Annotated in this window: 19 protein-coding genes; 9 read left to right on the top strand and 10 right to left on the bottom strand. The window is 71.3% G+C overall.

Annotated elements, in window-relative coordinates; all coding sequences use genetic code 11:
* Nucleotides 1-76: 76 nt before the first annotated feature.
* The 3 genes from I4Q55_RS11985 (at nt 77) to I4Q55_RS11975 (ending at nt 3,999) form a co-directional block, all read left to right on the top strand.
* Nucleotides 77-916, top strand: a complete 840-nt coding sequence (locus I4Q55_RS11985) for an SRPBCC family protein (RefSeq protein ID WP_206787175.1) — start codon at nt 77-79, stop codon at nt 914-916.
* 579 nt (nt 917-1,495) lie between these two features.
* Nucleotides 1,496-2,719: a diguanylate cyclase gene (locus I4Q55_RS11980; RefSeq protein WP_206787173.1), complete on the top strand. Its 1,224-nt coding sequence runs from the start codon at nt 1,496-1,498 to the stop codon at nt 2,717-2,719.
* A 221-nt stretch (nt 2,720-2,940) separates the two neighbouring features.
* Nucleotides 2,941-3,999, top strand: coding sequence for an NAD(P)-binding domain-containing protein (locus I4Q55_RS11975; RefSeq protein WP_206787171.1), 1,059 nt, complete (start codon nt 2,941-2,943; stop codon nt 3,997-3,999).
* 123 nt (nt 4,000-4,122) lie between these two features.
* Here the strand turns inward: I4Q55_RS11975 and I4Q55_RS11970 are convergent, their stop codons facing one another.
* Nucleotides 4,123-5,172 (bottom strand): aldo/keto reductase, encoded by a 1,050-nt coding sequence (locus I4Q55_RS11970; RefSeq protein WP_206787169.1) that lies wholly within the window; start codon nt 5,170-5,172, stop codon nt 4,123-4,125.
* 91 nt (nt 5,173-5,263) lie between these two features.
* On the opposite strand from I4Q55_RS11970, the gene I4Q55_RS11965 reads away from it, so the two are divergent.
* The 4 genes from I4Q55_RS11965 (at nt 5,264) to I4Q55_RS11950 (ending at nt 9,854) form a co-directional block, all read left to right on the top strand.
* A complete protein-coding gene (locus I4Q55_RS11965) occupies nt 5,264-5,839 on the top strand; it encodes a TetR/AcrR family transcriptional regulator (protein ID WP_206787168.1) in 576 nt (191 codons plus the stop codon).
* Between the two features lie 264 nt (nt 5,840-6,103).
* On the top strand, nt 6,104-7,663 hold the full coding sequence (locus I4Q55_RS11960; protein ID WP_206787454.1) for a discoidin domain-containing protein: 1,560 nt from the start codon (nt 6,104-6,106) through the stop codon (nt 7,661-7,663).
* An 8-nt stretch (nt 7,664-7,671) separates the two neighbouring features.
* Complete coding sequence (locus tag I4Q55_RS11955; RefSeq protein ID WP_206787167.1) at nt 7,672-8,904, top strand: MFS transporter; 1,233 nt, start codon at nt 7,672-7,674, stop codon at nt 8,902-8,904.
* A complete protein-coding gene (locus I4Q55_RS11950; RefSeq protein ID WP_206787166.1) occupies nt 8,901-9,854 on the top strand; it encodes a PD40 domain-containing protein in 954 nt (317 codons plus the stop codon). Before I4Q55_RS11955 ends, I4Q55_RS11950 begins: the two co-directional genes overlap by 4 nt.
* Here the strand turns inward: I4Q55_RS11950 and iolD are convergent.
* The 8 genes from iolD to I4Q55_RS11910 are packed head-to-tail and all read right to left on the bottom strand — an operon-like array spanning nt 9,839 to nt 17,954.
* Complete coding sequence (iolD, locus tag I4Q55_RS11945) at nt 9,839-11,674, bottom strand: 3D-(3,5/4)-trihydroxycyclohexane-1,2-dione acylhydrolase (decyclizing) (protein WP_206787165.1); 1,836 nt, start codon at nt 11,672-11,674, stop codon at nt 9,839-9,841. The genes I4Q55_RS11950 and iolD overlap by 16 nt on opposite strands.
* Nucleotides 11,671-12,561, bottom strand: coding sequence for a 5-deoxy-glucuronate isomerase (iolB, locus tag I4Q55_RS11940; RefSeq protein WP_206787164.1), 891 nt, complete (start codon nt 12,559-12,561; stop codon nt 11,671-11,673). Before iolB ends, iolD begins: the two co-directional genes overlap by 4 nt.
* Nucleotides 12,558-13,277, bottom strand: a complete 720-nt coding sequence (locus tag I4Q55_RS11935) for an aldolase (RefSeq protein ID WP_206787160.1) — start codon at nt 13,275-13,277, stop codon at nt 12,558-12,560. The genes iolB and I4Q55_RS11935 overlap by 4 nt, the downstream gene beginning before the upstream one ends.
* The gene (iolC, locus tag I4Q55_RS11930) at nt 13,274-14,203 is read right to left on the bottom strand and encodes a 5-dehydro-2-deoxygluconokinase (RefSeq protein WP_206787158.1); all 930 of its coding nucleotides are present in this window, start codon (nt 14,201-14,203) and stop codon (nt 13,274-13,276) included. The genes I4Q55_RS11935 and iolC overlap by 4 nt, the downstream gene beginning before the upstream one ends.
* 34 nt (nt 14,204-14,237) lie before the next feature.
* Nucleotides 14,238-15,017, bottom strand: coding sequence for an ATP-binding cassette domain-containing protein (locus I4Q55_RS11925; RefSeq protein WP_206787156.1), 780 nt, complete (start codon nt 15,015-15,017; stop codon nt 14,238-14,240).
* On the bottom strand, nt 15,014-16,057 hold the full coding sequence (locus I4Q55_RS11920; RefSeq protein ID WP_206787154.1) for an ABC transporter permease: 1,044 nt from the start codon (nt 16,055-16,057) through the stop codon (nt 15,014-15,016). The genes I4Q55_RS11925 and I4Q55_RS11920 overlap by 4 nt, the downstream gene beginning before the upstream one ends.
* Nucleotides 16,054-17,052, bottom strand: coding sequence for a sugar ABC transporter substrate-binding protein (locus I4Q55_RS11915; RefSeq protein ID WP_206787152.1), 999 nt, complete (start codon nt 17,050-17,052; stop codon nt 16,054-16,056). Before I4Q55_RS11915 ends, I4Q55_RS11920 begins: the two co-directional genes overlap by 4 nt.
* Nucleotides 17,053-17,075: 23 nt before the next feature.
* Nucleotides 17,076-17,954 (bottom strand): TIM barrel protein, encoded by an 879-nt coding sequence (locus I4Q55_RS11910; protein ID WP_206787150.1) that lies wholly within the window; start codon nt 17,952-17,954, stop codon nt 17,076-17,078.
* Nucleotides 17,955-18,080: 126 nt separating this feature from the next.
* Here I4Q55_RS11910 and I4Q55_RS11905 point away from each other — a divergent pair, with 126 nt between their 5' ends.
* Entirely contained in the window at nt 18,081-19,088 is a 1,008-nt protein-coding gene (locus I4Q55_RS11905) for a LacI family DNA-binding transcriptional regulator (RefSeq protein WP_206787443.1), read from the top strand.
* Nucleotides 19,085-20,083, top strand: coding sequence for a Gfo/Idh/MocA family oxidoreductase (locus tag I4Q55_RS11900; RefSeq protein WP_206787148.1), 999 nt, complete (start codon nt 19,085-19,087; stop codon nt 20,081-20,083). Before I4Q55_RS11905 ends, I4Q55_RS11900 begins: the two co-directional genes overlap by 4 nt.
* Before the next feature lie 11 nt (nt 20,084-20,094).
* On the opposite strand, the gene I4Q55_RS11895 is transcribed toward I4Q55_RS11900, so the two are convergent.
* Entirely contained in the window at nt 20,095-20,661 is a 567-nt protein-coding gene (locus tag I4Q55_RS11895; RefSeq protein ID WP_206787146.1) for a TetR/AcrR family transcriptional regulator, read from the bottom strand.
* Nucleotide 20,662: the final 1 nt, after the last annotated feature.

Here is a 20,662-nt window from a genome sequence, read left to right as displayed (position 1 = left end):
CGACACCCTGGCCGCCGCTGCCGCGGCGGCTAGGGTGGGGACCGGACCCGTCCGTCTTCAGGAAGGAGGTCGGCCCGTGCGGCTCGACCACGAATTCACCGTCCCGGCTCCGATCGGCGAGGTCTGGCAGGCGGTCGTCGACCCCGAGCGCGTCGCCCCCTGCATGCCGGGCGCCACGCTGACCAAGGTCGAGGGGGACAGGTTCAGCGGGACGGTGAAGGTCAAGCTGGGGCCGATTTCGTTGCTGTACAAAGGAAATGGTGAGTTCCTCGAGAAGGACGAAGCCGCCCGCAAGGTGACGATCAAGGCATCGGGCAAGGATTCGCGCGGAGCGGGCACGGCGGCCGCAACGGTGACCTTGACGTTGACGGAGACCGACGCCGGAACCCACGGATCGGTGGCGACCGACCTGGCGATCACGGGCAAGCCGGCCCAGTTCGGCCGAGGGTTGATCAGCGAGGTGGGCGGCAAGATCCTCGACACGTTCGCGGGCTGCCTGTCGGGCAAGCTGGCCCCGGCGGAAGGGGCGGCTGCTGCGCCGACCGCCCCGGCCGCGGACGCCCCGGCCGAGGGGAAGCCCGCGAAGGCAGCCGCGGCACCGGTGGCGGAGCCGGCAGCCAAGCCGGCCCCGGACCAGGAAGCACCACCGGCCGAGCCGACGGCCACCTCCGAGCCGGTGGCCAAGCCCCAGCCGGCCCTCAAGCCGGCCCCGACGACGGCGGAGATCAACACGGACCCGAAGCCCAAGCAGGCGGACCGCCCGGCGTTGCACAGCGTCCCGGCACCCCCGGAGACGGAGGCGATCGACCTGCTCGACTACGCGGGCAAGTCGGTGCTCAAGCGGGTGGCCCCGGTACTGGCGGTGGTCGCGGCGGTCGCCGGTGTGGTGGCGATCGTGCGGGCTTTGCGCAAGTGAGCGAGGCGGGTCGGCGTGATCGGCTGGTGAGTCGCTGAGCTTGCGCCGGTGGGGTGGCGGACGTGCGCTACGCACGTGAGCGGATCGGCCGCGTGCTCGGCCGGTGATCGGCGGCGAGGGCGGAGGTGTATCGGCATGGTGGTGGCCGTCCGCGCCTCGCGCGCGTGAGCGGTCCCGGCCCGCTTGGCCGGCCGGCGATTGCTGAGCTGCGTGGATGAGCGGTCCGGCGCATGTTCCGCTGATGGGTCGCGGTGGTCGCCGGTAGGTGGCGATCGCCGGTCCTGTGCGTGTGCGTCGGCGCGAGCTGTGGGTTCGTTCGTGATCCTCCCCGTGCGTTGCTGAGCGGCGTTGATCTACCCTGCGCGGGTCTTCGAGCAGGAGGCTTGCCCGCAATTCCCCCGGACTGGCGACGCGGCTCGTTGGAACGGCTACGCTGGGCTACCTGGTCGGCCGAACTTTGCGCAAGGGGTACGTCGGAATGCCGGTTCGTCACGTCTGTGGCCTCGGCTCTTGAGAGCCCAGGCCGCCGTGCGCCGGGATGCGCTTTTCACCTGGGCGGGCTGGCCTGCACGATGGGCGATGTGGGGTGGGGCGAAGACGCGCTGGATCGCCTATGCCCTCGGCTGCGAGCTGCTCGCCGTCGTCGCGACCGGGACCGCGCTCGCCACCGGGTTCGGCGGGCCCGTGCGGCCGGGGTGGTTTGCCGCGCTGGTTGCCCTCGGGGTGGCTCAGGCCGAGATGTCGCGCCGGATCGAGCGGCTGCGCCGGTGGATGAGCGGGCAGACGCACATCAACGTCACCTCCGTGTGGTACCTCGCCGGTGTCGTGCTGCTGCCGCCGGCTTGGGTGGCTCTGCTCGCCGTCGTGCTCTACACGCACCTGTGGGTGCGCGTGTGGCGGCAGGTCCGTACGCGGCCCGCGCACCGTTTCGTCGCGAGCACGGCCTGGGCGATGCTCTCCTGCTTCGCTGCTTCCTCCGTTCTCGCTGTCCTCGGCCTGCACGGGACGCCGTTGCAGACGCCGCGCGGGTTGTTCGCGCTCTGCCTGGCGGCCGCCGTGTTCGAGCTGGTGAACGTCGGCCTGGTGGCGGCCGGGATCTACCTGTACACCAGCCAACGCTCGGCGGCCGACCTGATCGGGACGTGGGAGGACAACGCGTTCGAGCTGGCCACCCTCTGCCTCGGCGGGCTCGCCGCCCTCGCCTTGGTCGAACAGCCGGTGCTGGTGGTGTTCGTCGTCGCACCGCTGTTGCTGCTGCACCGCTACCTGCTGTTGAAGCAGCAGCTGCAGGTCGCGGCCGTCACCGACGAGAAGACCGGGCTGCTCAACACCGCGGGCTGGCACGAATCCGCGGTGCGCGAGCACGCCCGCGTCCAGCGCCGCGGCCCCGGCGCCGGCTTCGCGGTGCTGATGATCGACCTCGACCACTTCAAGCGGATCAACGACACCTACGGCCACCTGACCGGTGACGACGTGCTGGCGGCCGTCGCGGTGGCGATCTCCGGCGCGGTGCGCCAGGGCGACACGGTGGGCCGGTTCGGCGGTGAGGAGTTCGTCGTGTTGCTGCCGGGCATCGGCCGCGCGGACGTGCTCGCCATCGCCGAGCGGGTGCGGGTGGCGGTGGGCGAGCTGAACGTCGTGATCTCGACGGGCAGCGGCACGGTCCGCGTGAGCGGCCTCTCGGTGTCGATCGGCGTCGCGCGTCACCCGGACGCCGGCCCCGCCCTCGACGACGTCCTCCGCACCGCCGACGCGGCGCTGTACCGGGCCAAGGAGGCCGGCCGTAACCGGGTTGCGGTGTAGGGGAGTGGCCGGATCGAGAGGCGCGCGGGGCGACTGTGGTGATGCGGGGTTGTGCCGGGCCGTGAGGCCAGTCCTAACCGGGTAGCGGTGTAGGGGAGTGGCCGGACTGAGAGGCGCGCCGGGCGGCGGTGGTGACGTGTGGCGTCGCGGTAGGTCGCCGGACGTGGGCCGCTGTGACGCACCGCGCGAAATACCCCGCCGCGCCTGCCGTTGCACCTCATATGAACGGCGCGGATCACGAGACGGACGTGGTGGTGATCGGGGCCGGGCAGGCGGGCTTGTCCGCCGCCTACCACCTGCGGCGGGCCGGGTTCGCCAACCGGAGCGGGTTCGTCGTGCTCGATCACGGCAAGCGGGCCGGTGGTGCCTGGCAGTACCGGTGGCCGTCGCTGGTGCTCGGGAAGGTGCACGGCATCCACGACCTGCCCGGCATGGCGTTCGGGACGCCGGACGTGACGCGGCCCGCCTCCGAAGTGGTTTCCGAGTACTTCGCGCGCTTCGAAAGCGTTTACGACCTCCCGGTGCTCCGGCCCGTCGACGTCCGTTCGGTGACGCGGGCGGGCGAGCGGCTGGTGGTTTCGAGCCCCGCGGAGTCGTGGGCCGCGCGGGCCGTCATCAGCGCGACCGGGACCTGGGACCGGCCTTTCTGGCCGCGCTACCCCGGTCAGGAGACCTTCGCCGGCCGCCAGCTGCACACCGCCGACTACGCCGGGCCGGAGGACTTCCGCGGCCTGCGCGTGGTCGTGGTCGGCGGCGGTGCGTCGGCCGTGCAGCTGCTCATGGAGTTCGCCCCGCTCGCCCGCGCGACGGCGTGGGTGACCCGCCGGCCGCCGGTGTGGCGGGACGAGCCCTTCAGCGAGAACTGGGGCCGCAGCGCCGTCGCCAAGGTCGACGAGCGGGTGCGTGCCGGGCTGCCGCCCGAAAGCGTGGTCAGCGTGACCGATCTGGCCGTGACGCCGGAAGTGCGCGCCGCCCGCGCCGCCGGCATCCTCGACCGGCGGCCGATGTTCCACCGCATCACGCCCGGAGGCGTTGCCTGGCCTGACGGAGAGCGCTTCGACGCCGACGTGATCCTTTGGGCTACAGGGTTCCGCGCGGCGATCGACCACCTCGCGCCGCTGCACGTGCGCGAACCCGGCGGTGGCATCCGCATGGACGGCACCCGGGTGGTGCTCGAACCGCGCCTGCACCTCGTCGGGTACGGGCCGTCGGCGAGCACGGTCGGAGCCAACCGGGCGGGCCGGGCCGCGGTGGCGGAGATCCGGAAACTGCTGGGATGAAGGTCTTCGCCGGACAGTGCCGGCGTGGGGCACGGGAGTCATGACACCCACGCTACCGAACATCTGTGCGAATGCCATCGCTGAATCGGGTGAAAGCCGGTTTCCGTTGCCTCGCAAGGTGAATCACGCAAGTGCCATCCCCGGCACCCGCGCGCGGATCGCCGCCATCGTGGCTTCGTCCGAGACGCCCTGCCAGTCGTACCGCGGCGTGTACGGCGCCGTGAGAACGCGAACGTCCTCATCGGACAGTTCGACGTCCAGCGACGCCACGGCATCGTCGATCTGCTCGATCGAACCGGCGCCGACCAGCGGCGCGGTGACGACCGGCTGCCGGTGCAGCCAGGCCAGGGCGATGGCCGCGCGGCTCACGCCGTGGGCTGCCGCCACCTTCCCGACCGCGTCCACGATCGCGCGGTTCGACGCCTCTTCCGCGGGTGAGTACAGCAGGTCCGCGTAGCCGCCGTCAGTGCCGGACCGGGCGGTCGACTTCGCGTCGTCCCAGGCGCGGGCGAGCCGGCCGCGGGCCAGCGGGCTCCAGACGATCGTGCCGACACCTTCGTCCAGGCACAGCGGGATCATCTCGCGTTCTTCCTCGCGGGCCAGCAGGTTGTAGTGGTCCTGCATGGACACGAACCGCGCCCAGCCGTGCTGCTTCTGCAGGTGCAGGGCCTTGGCGAACTCCCATGCGAACATCGACGACGCGCCGAGGTACCGCACCTTGCCGGCCTTCACGAGGTCGCTGAGCGCTTCGAGCGTCTCTTCCAGTGGGGTCGAGTGGTCGTTGCGGTGGACCTGGTACAGGTCGACGTAATCGGTGCCCAGCCGCCGCAGGGAATGGTCGATCTCGGTCATGATCGCCTTGCGGGACAACCCTTTCCCGTTCGGGCCGGGCCGCATCGGGTGGCGCAGTTTGGTGGCGATCACGACGTCGTCGCGGTCGGCGAAGTCCTTGAGCGCGCGGCCCAGGATCTCCTCGCTGGACCCGTTCGAGTACATGTTCGCGGTGTCGAAGAAATTGATGCCCGCTTCCAGGGCGTGCCTGATCAGCGGCCGCGCCTCGTCCTCGCCGAGTGACCAGACGGGGTGGCCGCGGTCGGGCTCGCCGTAGCTCATCGCGCCGATCGCGACGGGCGAGACGTCCAGGCCGGTGGTGCCGAGCTTCACGTAACGCATGGGGGCTCCTGACTTGCGGAGAATTCTCCGGATGTGCTGCCGAAACTAGCGGAGGATTCTCCGCATGTCAACGATGCGGCATGATCGGGGCATGACCGACGGGACGTACGGCACCCAGCGCAAGGCCGCCGCGCGCAACCGGGTCGCGATCATCGAGGCGGCCCACGAGCTGTTCGCGAAGAACCCCCTGGTGCCGCTGAGCGAGGTCGCCAAGCGCGCCGGCGTCGGCGCCGGGACCCTCTACCGCCACTTCCCGACCCGCGAAGACCTGATCCTCGGCGCCTACCGGCACGACATCGAGCGCCTGACCACCACCGCCGACGACGTGCTCGCCCGCCACTCCTCCGCGAAGGCCGCGTTCATCGAGTGGTTCGAGACGCTGTCGGCCTACATCCGCATCAAGCACGGGCTCGGCGACGCCCTGCACAGCGCCGCGGCCCAGGAGCTGATCAGCGCTTCCTGGGCGCCGGTCACCGCTGCCGTGAAGAAGCTCGTCGACGCCTGTGTGGCCGAAGGCAGCATCGCGCCCGGCCACGACCCCGCCGACGTCATCATGCTCATGAGCTTCCTGTGGCGCGTTGCGAACAACGACGAGGGCGCGGCCCAGGGGCGACGGTTGATCGCCGCCGTTTTCGAAGGTCTGCGGGCGTCACCCAAGCCTGCCTGAGCGAGTCCCGGGGCGCGGGGCAGTGTGCCGCTCACCGGCGCACGCCCTGAGCAGTGGAAATCGTGAAAAAGTCACCCTCTTGACCGATTCAAGGGCAAGACAAGTCTTGTCAGCCGGATCGTCCTCTCGTTACAGTCCGGACGATAGTTAGGAAACTTTCCTAACAGTTCACTCCCGACGCCGCAGCCCACCAGCCACCGCCAGGCCCGTAAGGAGCGCGACGTGCCGTCGACCCGACTACGTCCTTTTGCCCGTCTCACCCCGGTGCTCGCCGCCGTGGTGCTGTTGCCCTCCGCGATCGGCGCGACCGCCACCGCAGAGGCCGCCGATGTCCTGCTGTCGCAGGGAAAGCCCGTTGCCACCTCGACGATCGAAGGCTCGTCGTACACCGGCGCCAAGGCCGTCGACGGCAGCACCACCACCCGCTGGGCCAGCGCCGAAGGCTCCGACCCGCAGTGGCTGCGGATCGACCTCGGCCAGTCCGCGACCATTCACCGCGTCCTCCTCAACTGGGAAGCCGCGTACGCGAAGAAGTACCGCATCGAGGTCTCCGACGACGGCACGACGTTCACCACGGCCGCCACCGTCGACACCGGCGACGGCAAGATCGACGACCTCGGCGGCCTCAGCGCCCGCGGCCGCTTCGTGCGCTTCGTCGGCCTCGCCCGCGGCACCAGCTACGGCTACTCCTTCTGGGAGATGCAGGTCTTCGGCACCACGGACACCTCCGGCGACACCCAGGCCCCGACCACCCCGGCCGGCCTCGCCGCGGGCACGGCGACCGCCACGAGCGTCCCGCTGACCTGGGGTGCCGCCACCGACAACGTCGGCGTCACCGGGTACGACATCCTCCGCAACGGTACCGCCGTCGCCACCAGCGCGACGACGTCGTACACCGACACCGGGCTCACCCCGGACACGAGCTACACCTACGCGGTCCGCGCGCGTGACGCCGCGGGGAACGCCTCGCCCGCGAGCACCCCGATCACGGTCAGGACCGCGGCCGGGAGCGCCGGCTTCGTCCTCGCCGCGGCCGGCGACATCGCCGAGCGGTGCACCGCGAGCAGCTCCAGCTGCGTCCACCCCAAGACCGCGAAGCTCGTCGAGAACATGAACCCCGCGGCCGTGATCACCATGGGCGACAACCAGTACGACGACGCCCACCTCTCGGACTTCAGGTCCTACTACGACACGACGTGGGGCAGGTTCAAGAGCAAGACCAAGCCGATCCCCGGCAACCACGAGACCTACGACAACACGCCGTACAAGGGCTACGACGACTACTTCGGCGCCATCGCCAAGCCGCAGGGCAAGCGCTACTACAGCTGGGAAATGGGCAACTGGCACTTCATCGCCCTGGACTCCAACGACTTCGCCACCCACGAATTCGGCCCGAGCGAGCAGCTGGAGTGGCTGAAGCAGGACCTGGCCGGCAACACCAAGGGCTGCGTCGCCGCGTACTACCACCACCCGCGGTGGAGCTCCGGTGACCACGGCGACAACCCGGACAGCGCCGAGCTGTGGAACCTGCTGGTCGCCAACAAGGTCGACCTCGTCCTCAACGGCCACGACCACAACTACGAGCGGTTCGTCCCGCAGAACGCCGACGGCAAGGCCGACCCGAACGGCCCGGTCGAGATCGTCGGCGGGTCCGGCGGCGCCGGCCTGTACGACCTCAGCCCGGCGCACCCGACCACGGCCAAGCTGCTGAAGACCTACGGCGTCCTGAAGCTGTCGATGACGGACACGTCGTTCCAGACGCAGCTGATCGGCGTCGACAGCAAGGTCCTCGACAGCAGCCCGACCTACACCTGCCACCAGTAGGCGCGGCCATGTACATCGCGGCAAGCCGTACCTCGGACCTGGCATCGGGCACCGACCGCAAGCCGGCACTCAAGCGGGTGTCCGCCAACGTGGTGGCGCTCGGCATGGTCAGCCTCGTCACCGACATCTCGTCGGAGATGGTCACCGCCGTCCTCCCGCTCTACCTGGTGCTCGGCCTCGGCCTCAACCCGCTGCAGTTCGGGCTGCTCGACGGCCTCTACGCCGGCGCCACCGCGGTCGTGCGGGTACTCGGCGGGCACCTCGCCGACCGGTGGCGGCGGCTCAAGGCCGTCGCCGGGTTCGGGTACGGCTTGTCCGCGGTGTGCAAGCTCGGCCTGGTCGCGGCCGGTTCCTCGGTCGCGGCCATCGGCCTGGTCCTCGCCGCCGACCGCACCGGCAAAGGGCTGCGCACCGGCCCGCGTGACGCGCTCATCTCGCTGAGCAGCGAGCCGGCCACCCTCGGCCGGTCGTTCGGGGTGCACCGGGCCATGGACACCGTCGGCGCCTTCCTCGGCCCGCTGGTCGCCATGGCGGTGCTCGCGCTGAGCTTCGGCAGCTACGACAGCGTGTTCGTCACCAGCTTCTGCGTCGCCGCCATCGCCGTGCTGCTGCTCACCCTGTTCGTCCGCGACCGGCCCGGCGGCGTCGACCGCGCGGCGGTGTCCGCCCGAGCCGCGCTCGGCCTGCTGAAGCAGCGGGACTTCCGGCGCGTGACGCTCTGGGCGGCCCTGCTCGGCCTGGTGACGGTCGGCGACTCGTTCGTCTACCTCGTCCTGCAGCGGCGCTGGGAGATCGCGGCGACGTACTTCCCGCTGCTGCCGCTCGGCACCGCCGGGGTCTACCTGCTGCTCGCCGTGCCGCTCGGCAAGCTCGCCGACCGCGTCGGCCGCTGGCCGGTGTTCCTCGGCGGCCACGCGGCGCTGTGCCTGGCCCTGGTGCTGCTCTGCGGCCCGCAGGCCGGGCTCTGGCTCGCCGTGGTCGCCCTCGGCCTGCACGGTGTGTTCTACGCGGCCACCGACGGCGTCCTGATGGCCGCCGCCGGCCCGATCGTCCCGGCCGGCCTGCGCGCCACCGGGCTGGCCGTGGTGCAGACGGGCCAGGCCGTGGCCCGGATGCTCTCCTCCGTCCTCTTCGGACTGGCGTGGACGCTGTGGGACCTGCGGCCCGCGGTGCTCGTCGCCGCGGCCTGCCTGGCCGTCGTCGCCCTCGCCGCCGCCTTCGCGAAACCGGTGCGCCCGTGAAGAAACTCGTCCTCGCCCTCACCGGCACGGCCCTCCTGGTCGCCGCCGCCGTCACCTACACGGTCAGTGCCCGCCACGGCACGGCGGACGCCGAACCCGCCGCCGCGGTCACCCTCGCCCCGGGACAGCTGCTGTTCCGCGACACCGCCACCGGCCGCGTCGGCGCCGTCCCGCTCGGCCTGGCTGACCGGAAACCGCAGCTCAGCGGCCTGAAGTGCGACCGGTTCGCGGTGGCGAAGCAGACGGCGGTGTGCCTGGCGGTCCGGCCCGGCACGCTCCCGGCGATCACCGACGTCCTCGTCCTCGACGACCACCTCGCCGTCCGCCACACCGAAACCCTGCCTGGCACGCCGAGCCGCGCACGCGTCTCCCCGGACGGCAAGCGCGTCTACTGGACGCTGTTCGTCACGGGTGACTCGTACGCGCAGACCGGTTTCTCGACCCGCGCCGGGCTCTACGAGGTCGAGACCGGACGGCTGGTCAAGACGATCGAAGAACTTCCGGTGTTCGTCGAGGGCAAGCGGTACTTCGCGCACGACGTCAACTACTGGGGCATCACCTTCGCCCCCGACGGCAACCGCTTCTACGCCACCCTCGGCAGCAAGGGCAAGACGTACCTCGTCGAGGCCGACTACGGCCGCTACCGGGGCAGGACCCTCCGCGAGAACGTCGAATGCCCGTCGCTGTCCCCGGACGGCAAGCGGGTCGCCTTCAAGAAGAAGGTCGCCGACGGCGTCTGGCGGCTGTCCGTGCTGGACCTCGGGACGCTGAAGGAGACCGAACCAGCCGAGACCCGCAGCGTCGACGACCAGGCCCTCTGGCAGGACGACCGGACCATCCTGTACGGGCTGGAGAACGCCGTCTGGGCCGTCGCGGCGGACGGCTCCGGCGCGCCCCGGCAGGTGGTGGCCGGGGCGGCGTCGCCGGCCGTCACTCAGGACCCGAGGTAACGCACCTGGCCGCCCTTCCCGCGCTCGTAGCCGTCGCGCCCGGACAGGTGCTCGGGCACACCGACCTCCCACCACGCCCCGGCCTCGGTCCAGCTCGACGGCTGCGTCTTCACCACGACCACTGCCGGACGCTGCTCCGAGACAGCGGCTTCGCGAGCCGACGCGTACGCCGCACGCAGAGAGTCCACAGTGGACGCGGTGAACACCACGCAGCCCAGTGACTCCGCGTGGCGCGCGAAGTCGACCCGCGGCGGCGAAGCGTGCGAAGTCGTGCAGTCGGCGTAGAAGTTGTTGAACGGCTTCCCGCCCTGGCCTTCCTGCAGTCGCGCGATGACGGCGTACCCGTCGTTGTCGCAGACCACGGCGACGAACGGGTGACCGGCGAACGCGGCCGAGAACAGCTCCGAGTTCAGCATCAGGTACGAGCCGTCGCCCAGCAGCGTCGTGACCAGGCCCGGGTGGGCGATCGCGGCGCCCCACGCGCCGGACAGCTCGTACCCCATGCAGGAAAACCCGTACTCGACGTCCATCGAGACCGAACCGGACCCACGCCAGCCGCCGATCAGCTCACCCGGCAGTCCGCCCGACGCCGTCATCACGTAGTCGTCGGCGGCGGAAAGGTCGTTGACCACCCCGACGACCTGCGCGTAGGAAGGAACCTCCGCCGCCGGCGAACGCAGCGAGTCGATGTGCGCGTCCCAGGAAGCCCGCTCGGCCGCGGCGCGTGACGTCCAGTCCGTGTCGACCCGCCAGCTCTCCAGCTGGGCGGCGAGATCAGCCAGCCCCGCGTCGGCGTCCCCGACCACCGAGAGCGCGCCGTGCTTGACCGCGTCGAACCGGGCCGCGTTGAGCGACACCAGCCGGACGTCGGGGGAGAAGACCGTCCAGGACGCCGTCGTGAAGTCCTGCAGCCGCGTCCCGACCGCGAACACGACGTCCGCGGCCGCCGCGACGACGTTCGCCGACGTCGAACCGGCGATGCCCAGCGGCCCGGCGTGCAGCGGGTGTTCGTGCGGCACCAGCGTGCGGCCCGCCGTCGTCTCCACGAGCGGGATTCCGTGTCGTTCCGCGAACTCCAGCGCGCGCTTTCCGGCGCCCGAGTACCGGACGCCGCCGCCGAGCACCAGCAGCGGCCGCTTCGCCGCACGCAGCACCCCGGCCGCCTCGGTGACCGACCGGCGGTCCGGGCGTGGGCGCGGCGGCCGGTGCGTCACCGGCTCGAACAGCGCCTCCGGGAAGTCGTACGTCTCCGCCTGGACGTCCTGCGGCAGCGCGAGGGTCACCGGCCCGGCGTCGGCCGGGTCCGTGAGCACCCGCGCGACCTGCGGCAGCGTCGAGATCAGCTGTTCGGGCCTGGTGATCCGGTCGAAGTAACGCGAGACCGCGCGGAAGGCGTCGTTGACCGTCGCGGTCGCGTCGCCGAACGGCTCGATCTGCTGCAGCACCGGGTCCGGCGCCCGGTTGGTGAACGTGTCGCCCGGCAGCAGCAGCACCGGCAGCCGGTTCGCGTGGGCGACGCCGGCCGCGGTGACCATGTTCAGCGCGCCCGGCCCGATCGACGACGTCACGACGCCGACCTGCCGCCGGTGCGTGGCCTTCGCGTACCCGACCGCGGCCAGCGCCATGCCCTGCTCGGTGTGCCCGCGCCACACCGGGATGTCGCCGCGGTGTTCTTCCAGCGCGGTGCCGAGACCGAGGACGTTGCCGTGCCCGAAGATCGCGAACACGCCGGGGAACAGCGGGACTTCGCGGCCGTCGAGGGTTTCCGAGCGCTGGGCGAGGATCCAGCGGACCAGCGCCTGAGCCGTCGTCAGCTTCACTGAATACGCCCTTCGTGACTCGTGACCGGACACCGCGGGTCGAGTTCCTGCGTTGCCCACGTGTCGCGGACCCAGCCGTGCGCCGGGTCGTCGCAGAACGCCATGGACCGCTCGTCGGCCGGTCCGGCCAGGACGTTCAGGTAGTACATCGGGTAGCCCGGCGCGGCCACGCACGGCCCGTGGTAGCCGCGCGGGATGAGGAAGACGTCGTGGTCGCGCACGGCGACGTCCTCGTCCAGCTCGCCGTCGCTCGTGTACGTCCGGTGCAGGCCGAAGCCCTCGCGGGACGGCGTCACGCCGTCGCGGCCGGCGATGCGGAAGTAGTAGATCTCCTCGTTGACGACCTCGCACTCGGTCGCTTCGTCGTGCTTGTGCGGCGGGTAGGACGACCAGTTGCCGCCCGGGGTGATCAGCTCGCACGCGTTGAGCTTGTCGGCGTGGTCCCACACGCCGGGCACGCCGAAGTTGGTCACCTGCCGCGTGGCCTGGCCGGCGCCGCGCACCTCGACCGGCACGTTCTCCGCCGGTCCGTACTTGGGGTCGAGACGCCGGGTGCAGCGCGCCATCGGCAGCGCGACCTCGAGGCCGTCCGTTGTCGACAACTCGACTTCGGCCTCCCGAGGCACGTACGCGAAGTCCGTCACCCGCGTGAAGACCGAGTCGCGGCCGCGGAGTGCGAAGACCTCGCCGTCGACCCGGACGGTCGCGGAACCGGCCAGGGGCAGCACGAACGCCTCGAACTCGCCGGTGTGCAGGATCCGCGTCTCGCCGGGAGCCAGGGACAGCACCCGCAGCCCGGAGTACCGCCAGCCCGCGGTGTCCGGGGTCAGCCGGACCGGGTCGGCGTCGTCGGACAGTGTCCCGAGTGGACGGTGCAGCTTGCTCACTTCGCGGCCTCCAGTATCTTCGCGGCGGCTTCGACGGCAGCCTCGGCATTTCCGCCGAGCTGGGTGGGGCCCATGACCAGGCCGCGGACGACCGGGTGCGACAGCATCCGGTCCGGTGGCACGCCGTCGAGCACCACCGGCAGCGTCGTGGCGCCCAGGACGGCGGCGGAAATGGTGGACGGCAGCTTCAGCCAGGTGTGCGCCGACGTCGTCCCGAGGCCGGCCGCGACGGTGACCGCCCGCGCCGGGGCCTCCGGCAGCTCGATCATGGCGACCAGGCCGTACGCGGCCAGCTCGGTGACGGCGTCGGCGCAGGCCTGCAGGTTGGGGGCGGCGCCGGCCAGGCGCAGCTTGCCGCCGTCGAGGCCGCAGTCGACCAGCGTGCGGGCGTCGTAGCCGGTGAACCCGTCGCCGGGGTTCATCGACCCGAAGACGACCTTGTCGTGCAGCGCGCCGAGCAGGAGCAGTTCCTCGACGATGTCCGGGGTGCCGATGACGCCGTCGACGGCCGGGTCCGCCAGCGCGACGAGCAGTCGCTCCAGCAGCGCCCGCCGGTCGTCGCCGGCACCGTGGTCGGCGGCGATCAGGAACAGCGTGCCCTGGTCGGACAGCAGCTGCGGACGCCGTTTGCGGGTCGCGTACGCCTGCCGGACCGCACCCGGGTTCGTGGCGCGGACCGCCAGGAGCTTCTGCCAGCGTTCGTCCGTGAGGATCACAGCAGCTCCTCGATCTCCCCCGCGGTCGGCATCGCGTCGGCGCAGGCCAGCCGGGACGCGACGAGCGCGCCCGCGGCGTTCGCGTACTCCGCGATGCGGACCGGGTCCCAGCCCGACAGCAGACCGTGGATCAGGGCACCGCCGAAGCCGTCACCCGCCCCGAGGCCGCAGACGACCTCGACGCGCCGGGGTGACACCGTCCAGCGGCCGTCCGGGGTCGCCACCAGCACACCTTCGGCGCCCTTCTTGATCACCGCCAGGCGCAGCCCGCGCTCCAGCATCCGGTCGGCGGCCGTGTCCGGGTCCGCGGTGCCGACGGCGACCTCCACCTCCGTGCGGTTGCCGACGGCGACCGTGACGTGGTCGAGCATCCCGCCGATCTCGGCGCGGGCCTGCTCGACCGATGGCCAGAACATCGGCCGGTAGTCGAGGTCCAGGACGGTGTGCTCGCGCCGGCCGCGGGCCTCGAGGATCTTCCGCTGGGTCGCCCGCGCCGGTTCGACGGACACGCCGGTGCCGGTGACCCACAGCAGCGGCACCGATGCGACGACGTCCCACGGCACGTCTTCGTCGGTGAGCGTGAGGTCGGGGGCGATGGGGGAGCGGTAGAACAGCAGCGGCGGGTCCGCGGGCGGGTTCAGCTCGCAGAACACCACCGGTGTCTGCAGGTCCGGCGAGGTGCCCACGAACTCCGGCGAGACGCCGAAGCCGTCGAGGGCCTGCCGGACGTAGTCGCCGAAGCCGTCCGGGCCGACCTTGGTGAGCACCGCCGTGCGCCGGCCGAGCCGCGCGGCGGCGACCGCGACGTTGGTCGCGGTGCCGCCGAGCGACTTGGCGAACGTGCTGACCCCGGCCAGGGGCACGCCGCTCTGCTCGGGGTACAGATCCACCCCCACCCGGCCGATCGTCAGTGCCTCAATGGTCATGCCGCCTCCGCGGGAAAGAGTGCGTCGGCGGGACTCACTTCTTCTCCACCTGCCGCAGCTCGTGTTCGAGGGCTTCCAGTTCGGCCCCGCCCGCCATCTGCCGGGTCAGCTCGCCGATGTCGATCTCGGACTTCTCGTAGTGCCCGAGCGCGGCACCCCGCTTGAGCAGCAGGAACCGGTCGGCCACCGGATAGGCGTGGTGTGGGTTGTGCGTGATCAGCACGACGCCGAGCCCGCGGTCCCGGGCCTGGGCGACGTACTTCAGCACCACCCCGGCCTGCTTGACGCCGAGTGCCGCCGTCGGCTCGTCGAGGATCAGCACCTTCGCGCCGAAGTACACCGCGCGGGCGATCGCGACGCACTGACGTTCACCGCCGGACAGCGTCCCGACCGGCTGCTCGACGTCGCGAAGGTCGATGCCCATGTCGGACAACGCCTTCTTCGTCGTCTCGCGGCCCTTCTTGCGGTCGAGCATCTTGAACGGCCCGAACCCCGTCGTCGGCTCGGAGCCGAGGAAGAAGTTGCGCCAGACGCTCATCAGCGGCACCACGGCGAGGTCCTGGTACACGGTCGCGATGCCGCGATCCAGGGCCTCGCGCGGCGAAGCGAACCTGACCGGCTCGCCCTCGACGAGGAACTCGCCGCGGTCGTGCTGGTGCACGCCGGCCAGGATCTTGATCAGCGTGGACTTCCCGGCGCCGTTGTCGCCGAGCACGCAGGTGACCTCGCCGGCGTTGACCACAGTGGACACATCGCGTAGCGCGATGACGCTGCCGTACGTCTTCCCGATGTCCTTCACTTCCAGCAAGCTCATCGGCGTACCCTCTCCGCGCGGCGCCGGAAGGCGTTGTTCACCAGGACCGCGGCCAGCAGCATGACGCCGAGGAACAGCATGAACCAGTCGCTGTTCCACTGCGCGAACACGATGCCCTGGCGCGCCATGCCGAAGATCAGCGCGCCGATCGCCGCGCCCACCGCCGAGCCGAACCCGCCGGTGAGCAGGCAGCCGCCGATCACCGCCGCGATGATGTACTGGAACTCCAGCCCGATGCCCTGGTTGGCCTGCACGCTGGCGAAGCGCAGGATGTTGATCGAGCCGACCAGCCACGCGCCGAGCGCGGTGCCCATGAACAGCAGGATCTTCGTGCGCACCACGGGCACGCCGACCGAGCGGGCCGACACCTGCGACCCGCCGACCGCGAAGATCCAGTTGCCGAAGCGGGTGCGCACGAGCAGCCACGCGGCGATCGCCGTCACGACGATCCACCAGACGATCGAGGACTGGAACTCCGTGCCGCCGATGTCGAACGTCGAGGCGAACAGGGCGCCGGCCGACTCGTAGCCGCTGGTCGAGCGCATGCCGGAGACCTGGACGGTGTTGGTGACCAGCCGCGTCACGCCGAGGTTGAGCCCCTGCAGGGCCAGGAACGACCCCAGCGTGACGATGAAGCTGGGCAGCCCGGTCTTCATGACCAGCCAGCCGTTGAACGCGCCGACGCCGAGCGCGAAGGCCAGCGAGGCCAGCAGCGCCAGCCAGACGTTCCAGCCCGCCTGCGTCGCCAGGATCGCGGTGACCAGCGACGTCGACGCCGTCAGCACGCCCGCCGACAGGTCGAACTCGCCGCCGACCATGAGCAGCGCGACCACGACGGCCATGATGCCCAGCGTCGAGGAGTCGTCGAGCCAGGTCGCCACGCCCAGCGGGCTGAGGAACTGGCCGGTGACGACGGAGAAGAAGACGAAGACCAGCACCGCGCCGAGGAGCGCGCCGATTTCGGGGCGGACGACCAGGCGGTCCATCAGCCCCTTCTTGGCGACGCGCTCGTCGGGCTGTGCCTGGATCGCTGCGGTCATCGCGTGCCGCGCTGCGCGTACGGGGCCACGGTGTCGATGTTGCTCTTGTCGACGAAGCCGGGGCCGGTCTGCACGGGCTTGCCGCCGCCGATGGTGTTGCCGTTTTCCTTGTACAGCTTGAGGAACACGATCGGCAGGTAGCCCTGCTCGTACTGCTGCTGGTCGACGGCGAAGAGGATGCTGCCGTCCTTGATGGCCGCGACGACGTCGGCGTTCAGGTCGAACGTGGCGACCTGGGCCTTGGAGCTCGCTTCCTTCGCGGCGGCGACGGCGCGGGCGGCGACCTGCGAGTTCAGCGCCAGCACGGCGTCGATCGAGGGGTCGGACTGCAGGGCGCCGCGGATCCGGGCCTGCGCGTCGGTCGGGTTGGAGATGTCGACCTGCAGCGTGGTGACGTTGCCGAAGGTCTGCTTCGCGCCGTCGCAACGCTGGTTCTGGCCGATGTTGCCGGCTTCGTGGATGACGCACAGCAGCTTGGTCTTGCCTGCCGCCTTGAGCCGTTGGCCGGCGCCCTGGCCCGCGAGGCCCTCGCTCTGGCCGACGTGCGCGATCGCGCCGAACTGGGAACTGAAGTCCTCGCCGGAGTTGATGGTGATGACCGGGATGCCGGCCTTGACGGCGTTCTGGATCGACGTCTGCAGTGCCTGCGGGTTCGCCATCGAGACGACCAGGCCGCCGACCTTCTGCGCGACGGCGTTGTCGATCAGCCGGGCCTGGTTGCCCGGGTCGCCGTCGGAGAAGTAGTCGACGCCGACGCCGAGATCCTTGCCCGCCTGCTCGGCACCGTTCTTCACGACGTTCCAGAAGGCGTCACCGGCGCTGCCGTGGGTGACGACGGCGACCTTGAGCGGGCCGCCCGAGCTCGGCGCGGCGGCCGGCGAGCTGCCGCTGGCGCTGGTGCTCGAGTTGTCGGCCGTCGGGCCGCTGCAGGCGGCGAGGACCAGCCCGGCGGCGGCGATCGCCGCCACACCGGCCAGCTTCTTGAGAGGGAACACAGTCACTCCTTTGGGACCAGGTTTCAGAGGGAGTCGGTGATCTTCGCGAGGTGGGCCAGGCTGCGCTCGGTGTCCCGCCGGGGTAGGTCGTCGGGGCTCTCCTCGCCGAGGGCGGTGTCCTGTTCGAGGACGTACCAGCCGTCGTAGCCGGCGGCCTGGACGGAGCGCACCATCGCCGCCACGTCCACGTCGCCCTCGCCGAGCGGGGTGTAGATGCCCCGCCCGACCGCGTCGGTGTAGCCGAGCCGCCCCGCGCGGACCTCCGCCGCCAGGTCGGCCCGGACGTCCTTGAGATGCACGTGCCCCACCCGTTCGGGGTACCGCTTCGCCAGCTCGACCGGATCCGTCCCGCCGATCATCAGGTGCCCGGTGTCGAGGCACAAGCCGAGATCGGAGCCGGCGAGGAAGCGTTCGACCTCGGCCTGCTGCTCGACGTGCGTCCCGACGTGCGGGTGCAGCACCGTGCGCAGCCCGTGGCCGGCCGCGATGTCGCGGATCTTGCCCGCGGTGTCGACGAGCGTCGCCCACTCGGCGTCGGTGAGCTGCGGGCGGTCGTCGTAACCGTCGAGGCCGGTGGCGGCGGCGAGGACGAGGACGTCACCCCCGCAGGCGGCGAAGAGCGCGGCCGATTCCTCGGCTTCCTTGAGCGCGTTCTCCTGGTCGGTGTGGAGGACGACGGCGAGGAAGCCGCCGACGAGCGTGAGGCCGTACCCGTCCAGCAGCGTCCGCAGCTCGGCCGGGTCGCGGGGGAGGTACCCGGGCGGGCCCAGTTCGGTGGCCCGCACGCCGAGGGATGCCATCTCCCCGAGCACGGTCGCCGCGTCGAGCACCCGGCCCCAGCCCGGTACTTCGCAGACGCCCCAGGAGATCGGGGCGGCGGCCACGCGGATCGTCGCTGTCACAAGGGGCCTCCGTTGGTCCGTTGGAGCGCTCTATTGATTAGAGCGCTCCAATCTTGTAGCGTCGGTCACAGCAAAGTCAAGGCCGAGTTTTCCGAGATCAGGGGAGGTGGGGTCGTGCGTCCGACGATGGAGGACGTCGCCGCGCGGGCGGGAGTTTCCCGCGCACTGGTCTCCCTGGTGATGAACAATTCGCCGAAGGTCTCCGAGGCCCGGCGCGCCGCGGTCCTGCGCGCGGCCGAGGAGCTGGGCTACCAGCCGCACGTGATGGCGCGGTCGCTGGCCAGCCGCACGTCCACGGTGCTCGGCGTGATGGTGAACGACCTGCGCAACGCGTTCTTCGCCGACGTCGTCGAGGGGCTGGACGCGGCCGCGCAGGCCGCGGGCTTCGACCTGATCCTCAACACGGGCGGCCGCAGTCCTGCCCGCGAGTGGAACGCCCTGCACAACCTGCTTTCCTTCCGCCCGGCGGGGATCATCCTGCTTTCACCGGTCGTTCCGGCGGCGTCGATCCAGGTCGCGGCCAAGCAGTGCCCGGTCGTGCTGGTCTCGCGGACGATCCGCTCGTCCACAGTGGACACGGTGAACGACGACGGCGAAGCGGGCTCGGCGCTGGCCGTCGACCACCTCGTCGGGCTGGGGCACCGGCGCATCGCCCACCTGGACGGCGGCGGCGCGGCCGGGGCGGCCCAGCGGCGGCGCGGCTTCGAGTCGGCGATGCGCGGCCACGGGCTGGAGCCGATCGTGGTGCGCAGCGAGCACACCGACACCGGCGGCGAGAAGGCCGTCCGCGAGCTGCTGGCGACGTACTCGCGCCTCGATCTGCCCACGGGTTTGGTGGCGGGCAACGACTTCAACGCCGTCGGGGCGATCTCGGCCCTGGAGGAAGCCGGGTTGCGCGTGCCGGAAGACGTCTCGGTCGTGGGCTACGACAACACGTCGCTGGCCGCGCTGCGGCACCTCTCACTGACCACAGTGGACCAGCCGCGCACCGAAATGGGCCGGCTGGCCTTCGAAGCGCTGATCGAGCGCGTCCGCGGGGAACGCACGGAGCCGGTCCGGCACCTGCTGCACCCTTCCCTGGTGGTCCGGGCGACCACTGCCGAGATTTCTGCGACAGGAGGAGCTGCACGATGAGGTTGGGACTGGCGGGCACCGGCCGGATCGGCACCGCGCACGCGGAGACGCTGAAGGGGTTCGAGGAGGTCGAGTCGGTCGTCGTGGCCGACGTCGACACCGCGCGCGCCGCTTCCGCCGCCGCGAAGCTCGGTGTCGAATCGGCTTCGCTCGACGAGCTGTTCGCCGCGGGGCTGGACGGCTTGGTCGTCACGGCGGCCACCGACGCGCACCCCGGCCTGATCATCGCGGCGGTCGACGCGGGCATCCCGGTGTTCTGCGAGAAGCCGGTGGCCGCGGACATCCCGGGCACCCTGGCGGTGATCGACCGGATCGGCACGTCGGACGTCCCGGTCCAGATCGGTTTCCAGCGTCGCTTCGACGCCGGTTACGCGGCAGCTCGGGCGGCGGTCGCGTCCGGCGAGCTGGGCTGGCTGCACACGCTGCGCGCGACGACGTTCGACCCGGCGCCCCCACCGGCGGAGTACGTGGCCCACTCGGGTGGGTTGTTCCGCGACTGCGGCGTCCACGACTTCGACATCATCCGCTGGGTCAGCGGCCGCGAGGTCGAGGAGGTGTACGCGATCGGCTCGAACCGCGGCGAGCAGTTCTTCGTCGACGCGGGCGACGTCGACACGGCGGCGGCGACACTCACCCTGGACGACGGCACCCTGGCCACGGTGTCGATGACCCGCTACAACGGCGCGGGGTACGACGTGCGCCTCGACGTGCTGGGCTCGGTGTCGGGCGTGGTGGTCGGGTTGGACGACCGGGCGCCGCTGCGGTCGGTCGAACCGGGGGTGGCGCCGCTGCCGGGGCCGGCGTACCCGGGCTTCATGGAGCGCTTCCGCCCGGCGTACACGACGGAGCTGCGCGCGTTCCTGGACGTCGTCGCGGGCCGGGCGCCGTCGCCGTGCGGGGCGGCGGACGCGTTGGAGGCGTTCTACATCGCGGAGGCTTGCGAGGTCTCCCGCCGGGAACGGCGTCCGGTGAAGCTGGCGGAGGTCAGGCGCTGAGCTCTCCCGGCTCAGCCGTGCCCCGCGGTCACGGCTTGGAGCTCGTCCAGCGATTCCCGCATCACCTCGGATATTTCGCGTTCCTCGGCCGCCGCGAGCCAGCGGGCGAAGCCGACCTTGAAGACGGCGATCCCCGCTTCGGCGGCCAGGGTCGCGGTCGGCTCCGCCACGCCACGCCGGTGCAGGGCGCCGGCGAGCGCGGCTGACATCGCGGCGTACTTGGTCAGTTCCCGTTCCCGGAGTTCCGGGTGCGCCGCGATGACGGCCTGCCGCTCTCGGTGCTCGCGGCGTCCGGCGAACTCCCGGGACACCGCATCGAGGCCCGCGGCTATCGCGTCGATCGGTGCCAGCGAATCCGGCGCTTCGGCAACCGCCGACGCGAACCGCTGCTCCAGCTCGCCGGCTTTGCCGAACATCACCTCGCACTTGTCCGGGTAGTGCCGGAAGTAGGTCCGCTCGGTCAGTCCCGCCCGGCCGGCGATGTCCGCCACCGTCGTCTGTTCGTAACCGCGCTCGCCGAACAGCTCCAACGCCGCCTGCGCCAGACGTCCGCACGCGTTCGGCTGCCATCTGCCCATG

It is taken from the genome of Amycolatopsis sp. MtRt-6, from assembly GCF_017308975.1.
Classification (GTDB): domain Bacteria; phylum Actinomycetota; class Actinomycetes; order Mycobacteriales; family Pseudonocardiaceae; genus Amycolatopsis.
This window is presented reverse-complemented; position numbering and strand designations above follow the sequence as displayed.

What these genes read in the sequence shown, in the direction of transcription:
- I4Q55_RS11965 (WP_206787168.1), top strand. Translation starts at nt 5,264, where the DNA reads ATGACCGACGGGACGTACGGCACCCAGCGCAAGGCCGCCGCGCGCAAC.
- I4Q55_RS11925 (WP_206787156.1), bottom strand. Translation starts at nt 15,017, where the DNA reads ATGAGCTTGCTGGAAGTGAAGGACATCGGGAAGACGTACGGCAGCGTC.
- I4Q55_RS11970 (WP_206787169.1), bottom strand. Translation starts at nt 5,172, where the DNA reads ATGCGTTACGTGAAGCTCGGCACCACCGGCCTGGACGTCTCGCCCGTC.
- I4Q55_RS11980 (WP_206787173.1), top strand. Translation starts at nt 1,496, where the DNA reads ATGTGGGGTGGGGCGAAGACGCGCTGGATCGCCTATGCCCTCGGCTGC.
- I4Q55_RS11920 (WP_206787154.1), bottom strand. Translation starts at nt 16,057, where the DNA reads ATGACCGCAGCGATCCAGGCACAGCCCGACGAGCGCGTCGCCAAGAAG.
- I4Q55_RS11895 (WP_206787146.1), bottom strand. Translation starts at nt 20,661, where the DNA reads ATGGGCAGATGGCAGCCGAACGCGTGCGGACGTCTGGCGCAGGCGGCG.
- I4Q55_RS11955 (WP_206787167.1), top strand. Translation starts at nt 7,672, where the DNA reads ATGTACATCGCGGCAAGCCGTACCTCGGACCTGGCATCGGGCACCGAC.
- I4Q55_RS11900 (WP_206787148.1), top strand. Translation starts at nt 19,085, where the DNA reads ATGAGGTTGGGACTGGCGGGCACCGGCCGGATCGGCACCGCGCACGCG.
- iolC (WP_206787158.1), bottom strand. Translation starts at nt 14,203, where the DNA reads ATGACCATTGAGGCACTGACGATCGGCCGGGTGGGGGTGGATCTGTAC.
- I4Q55_RS11975 (WP_206787171.1), top strand. Translation starts at nt 2,941, where the DNA reads ATGAACGGCGCGGATCACGAGACGGACGTGGTGGTGATCGGGGCCGGG.
- I4Q55_RS11905 (WP_206787443.1), top strand. Translation starts at nt 18,081, where the DNA reads ATGGAGGACGTCGCCGCGCGGGCGGGAGTTTCCCGCGCACTGGTCTCC.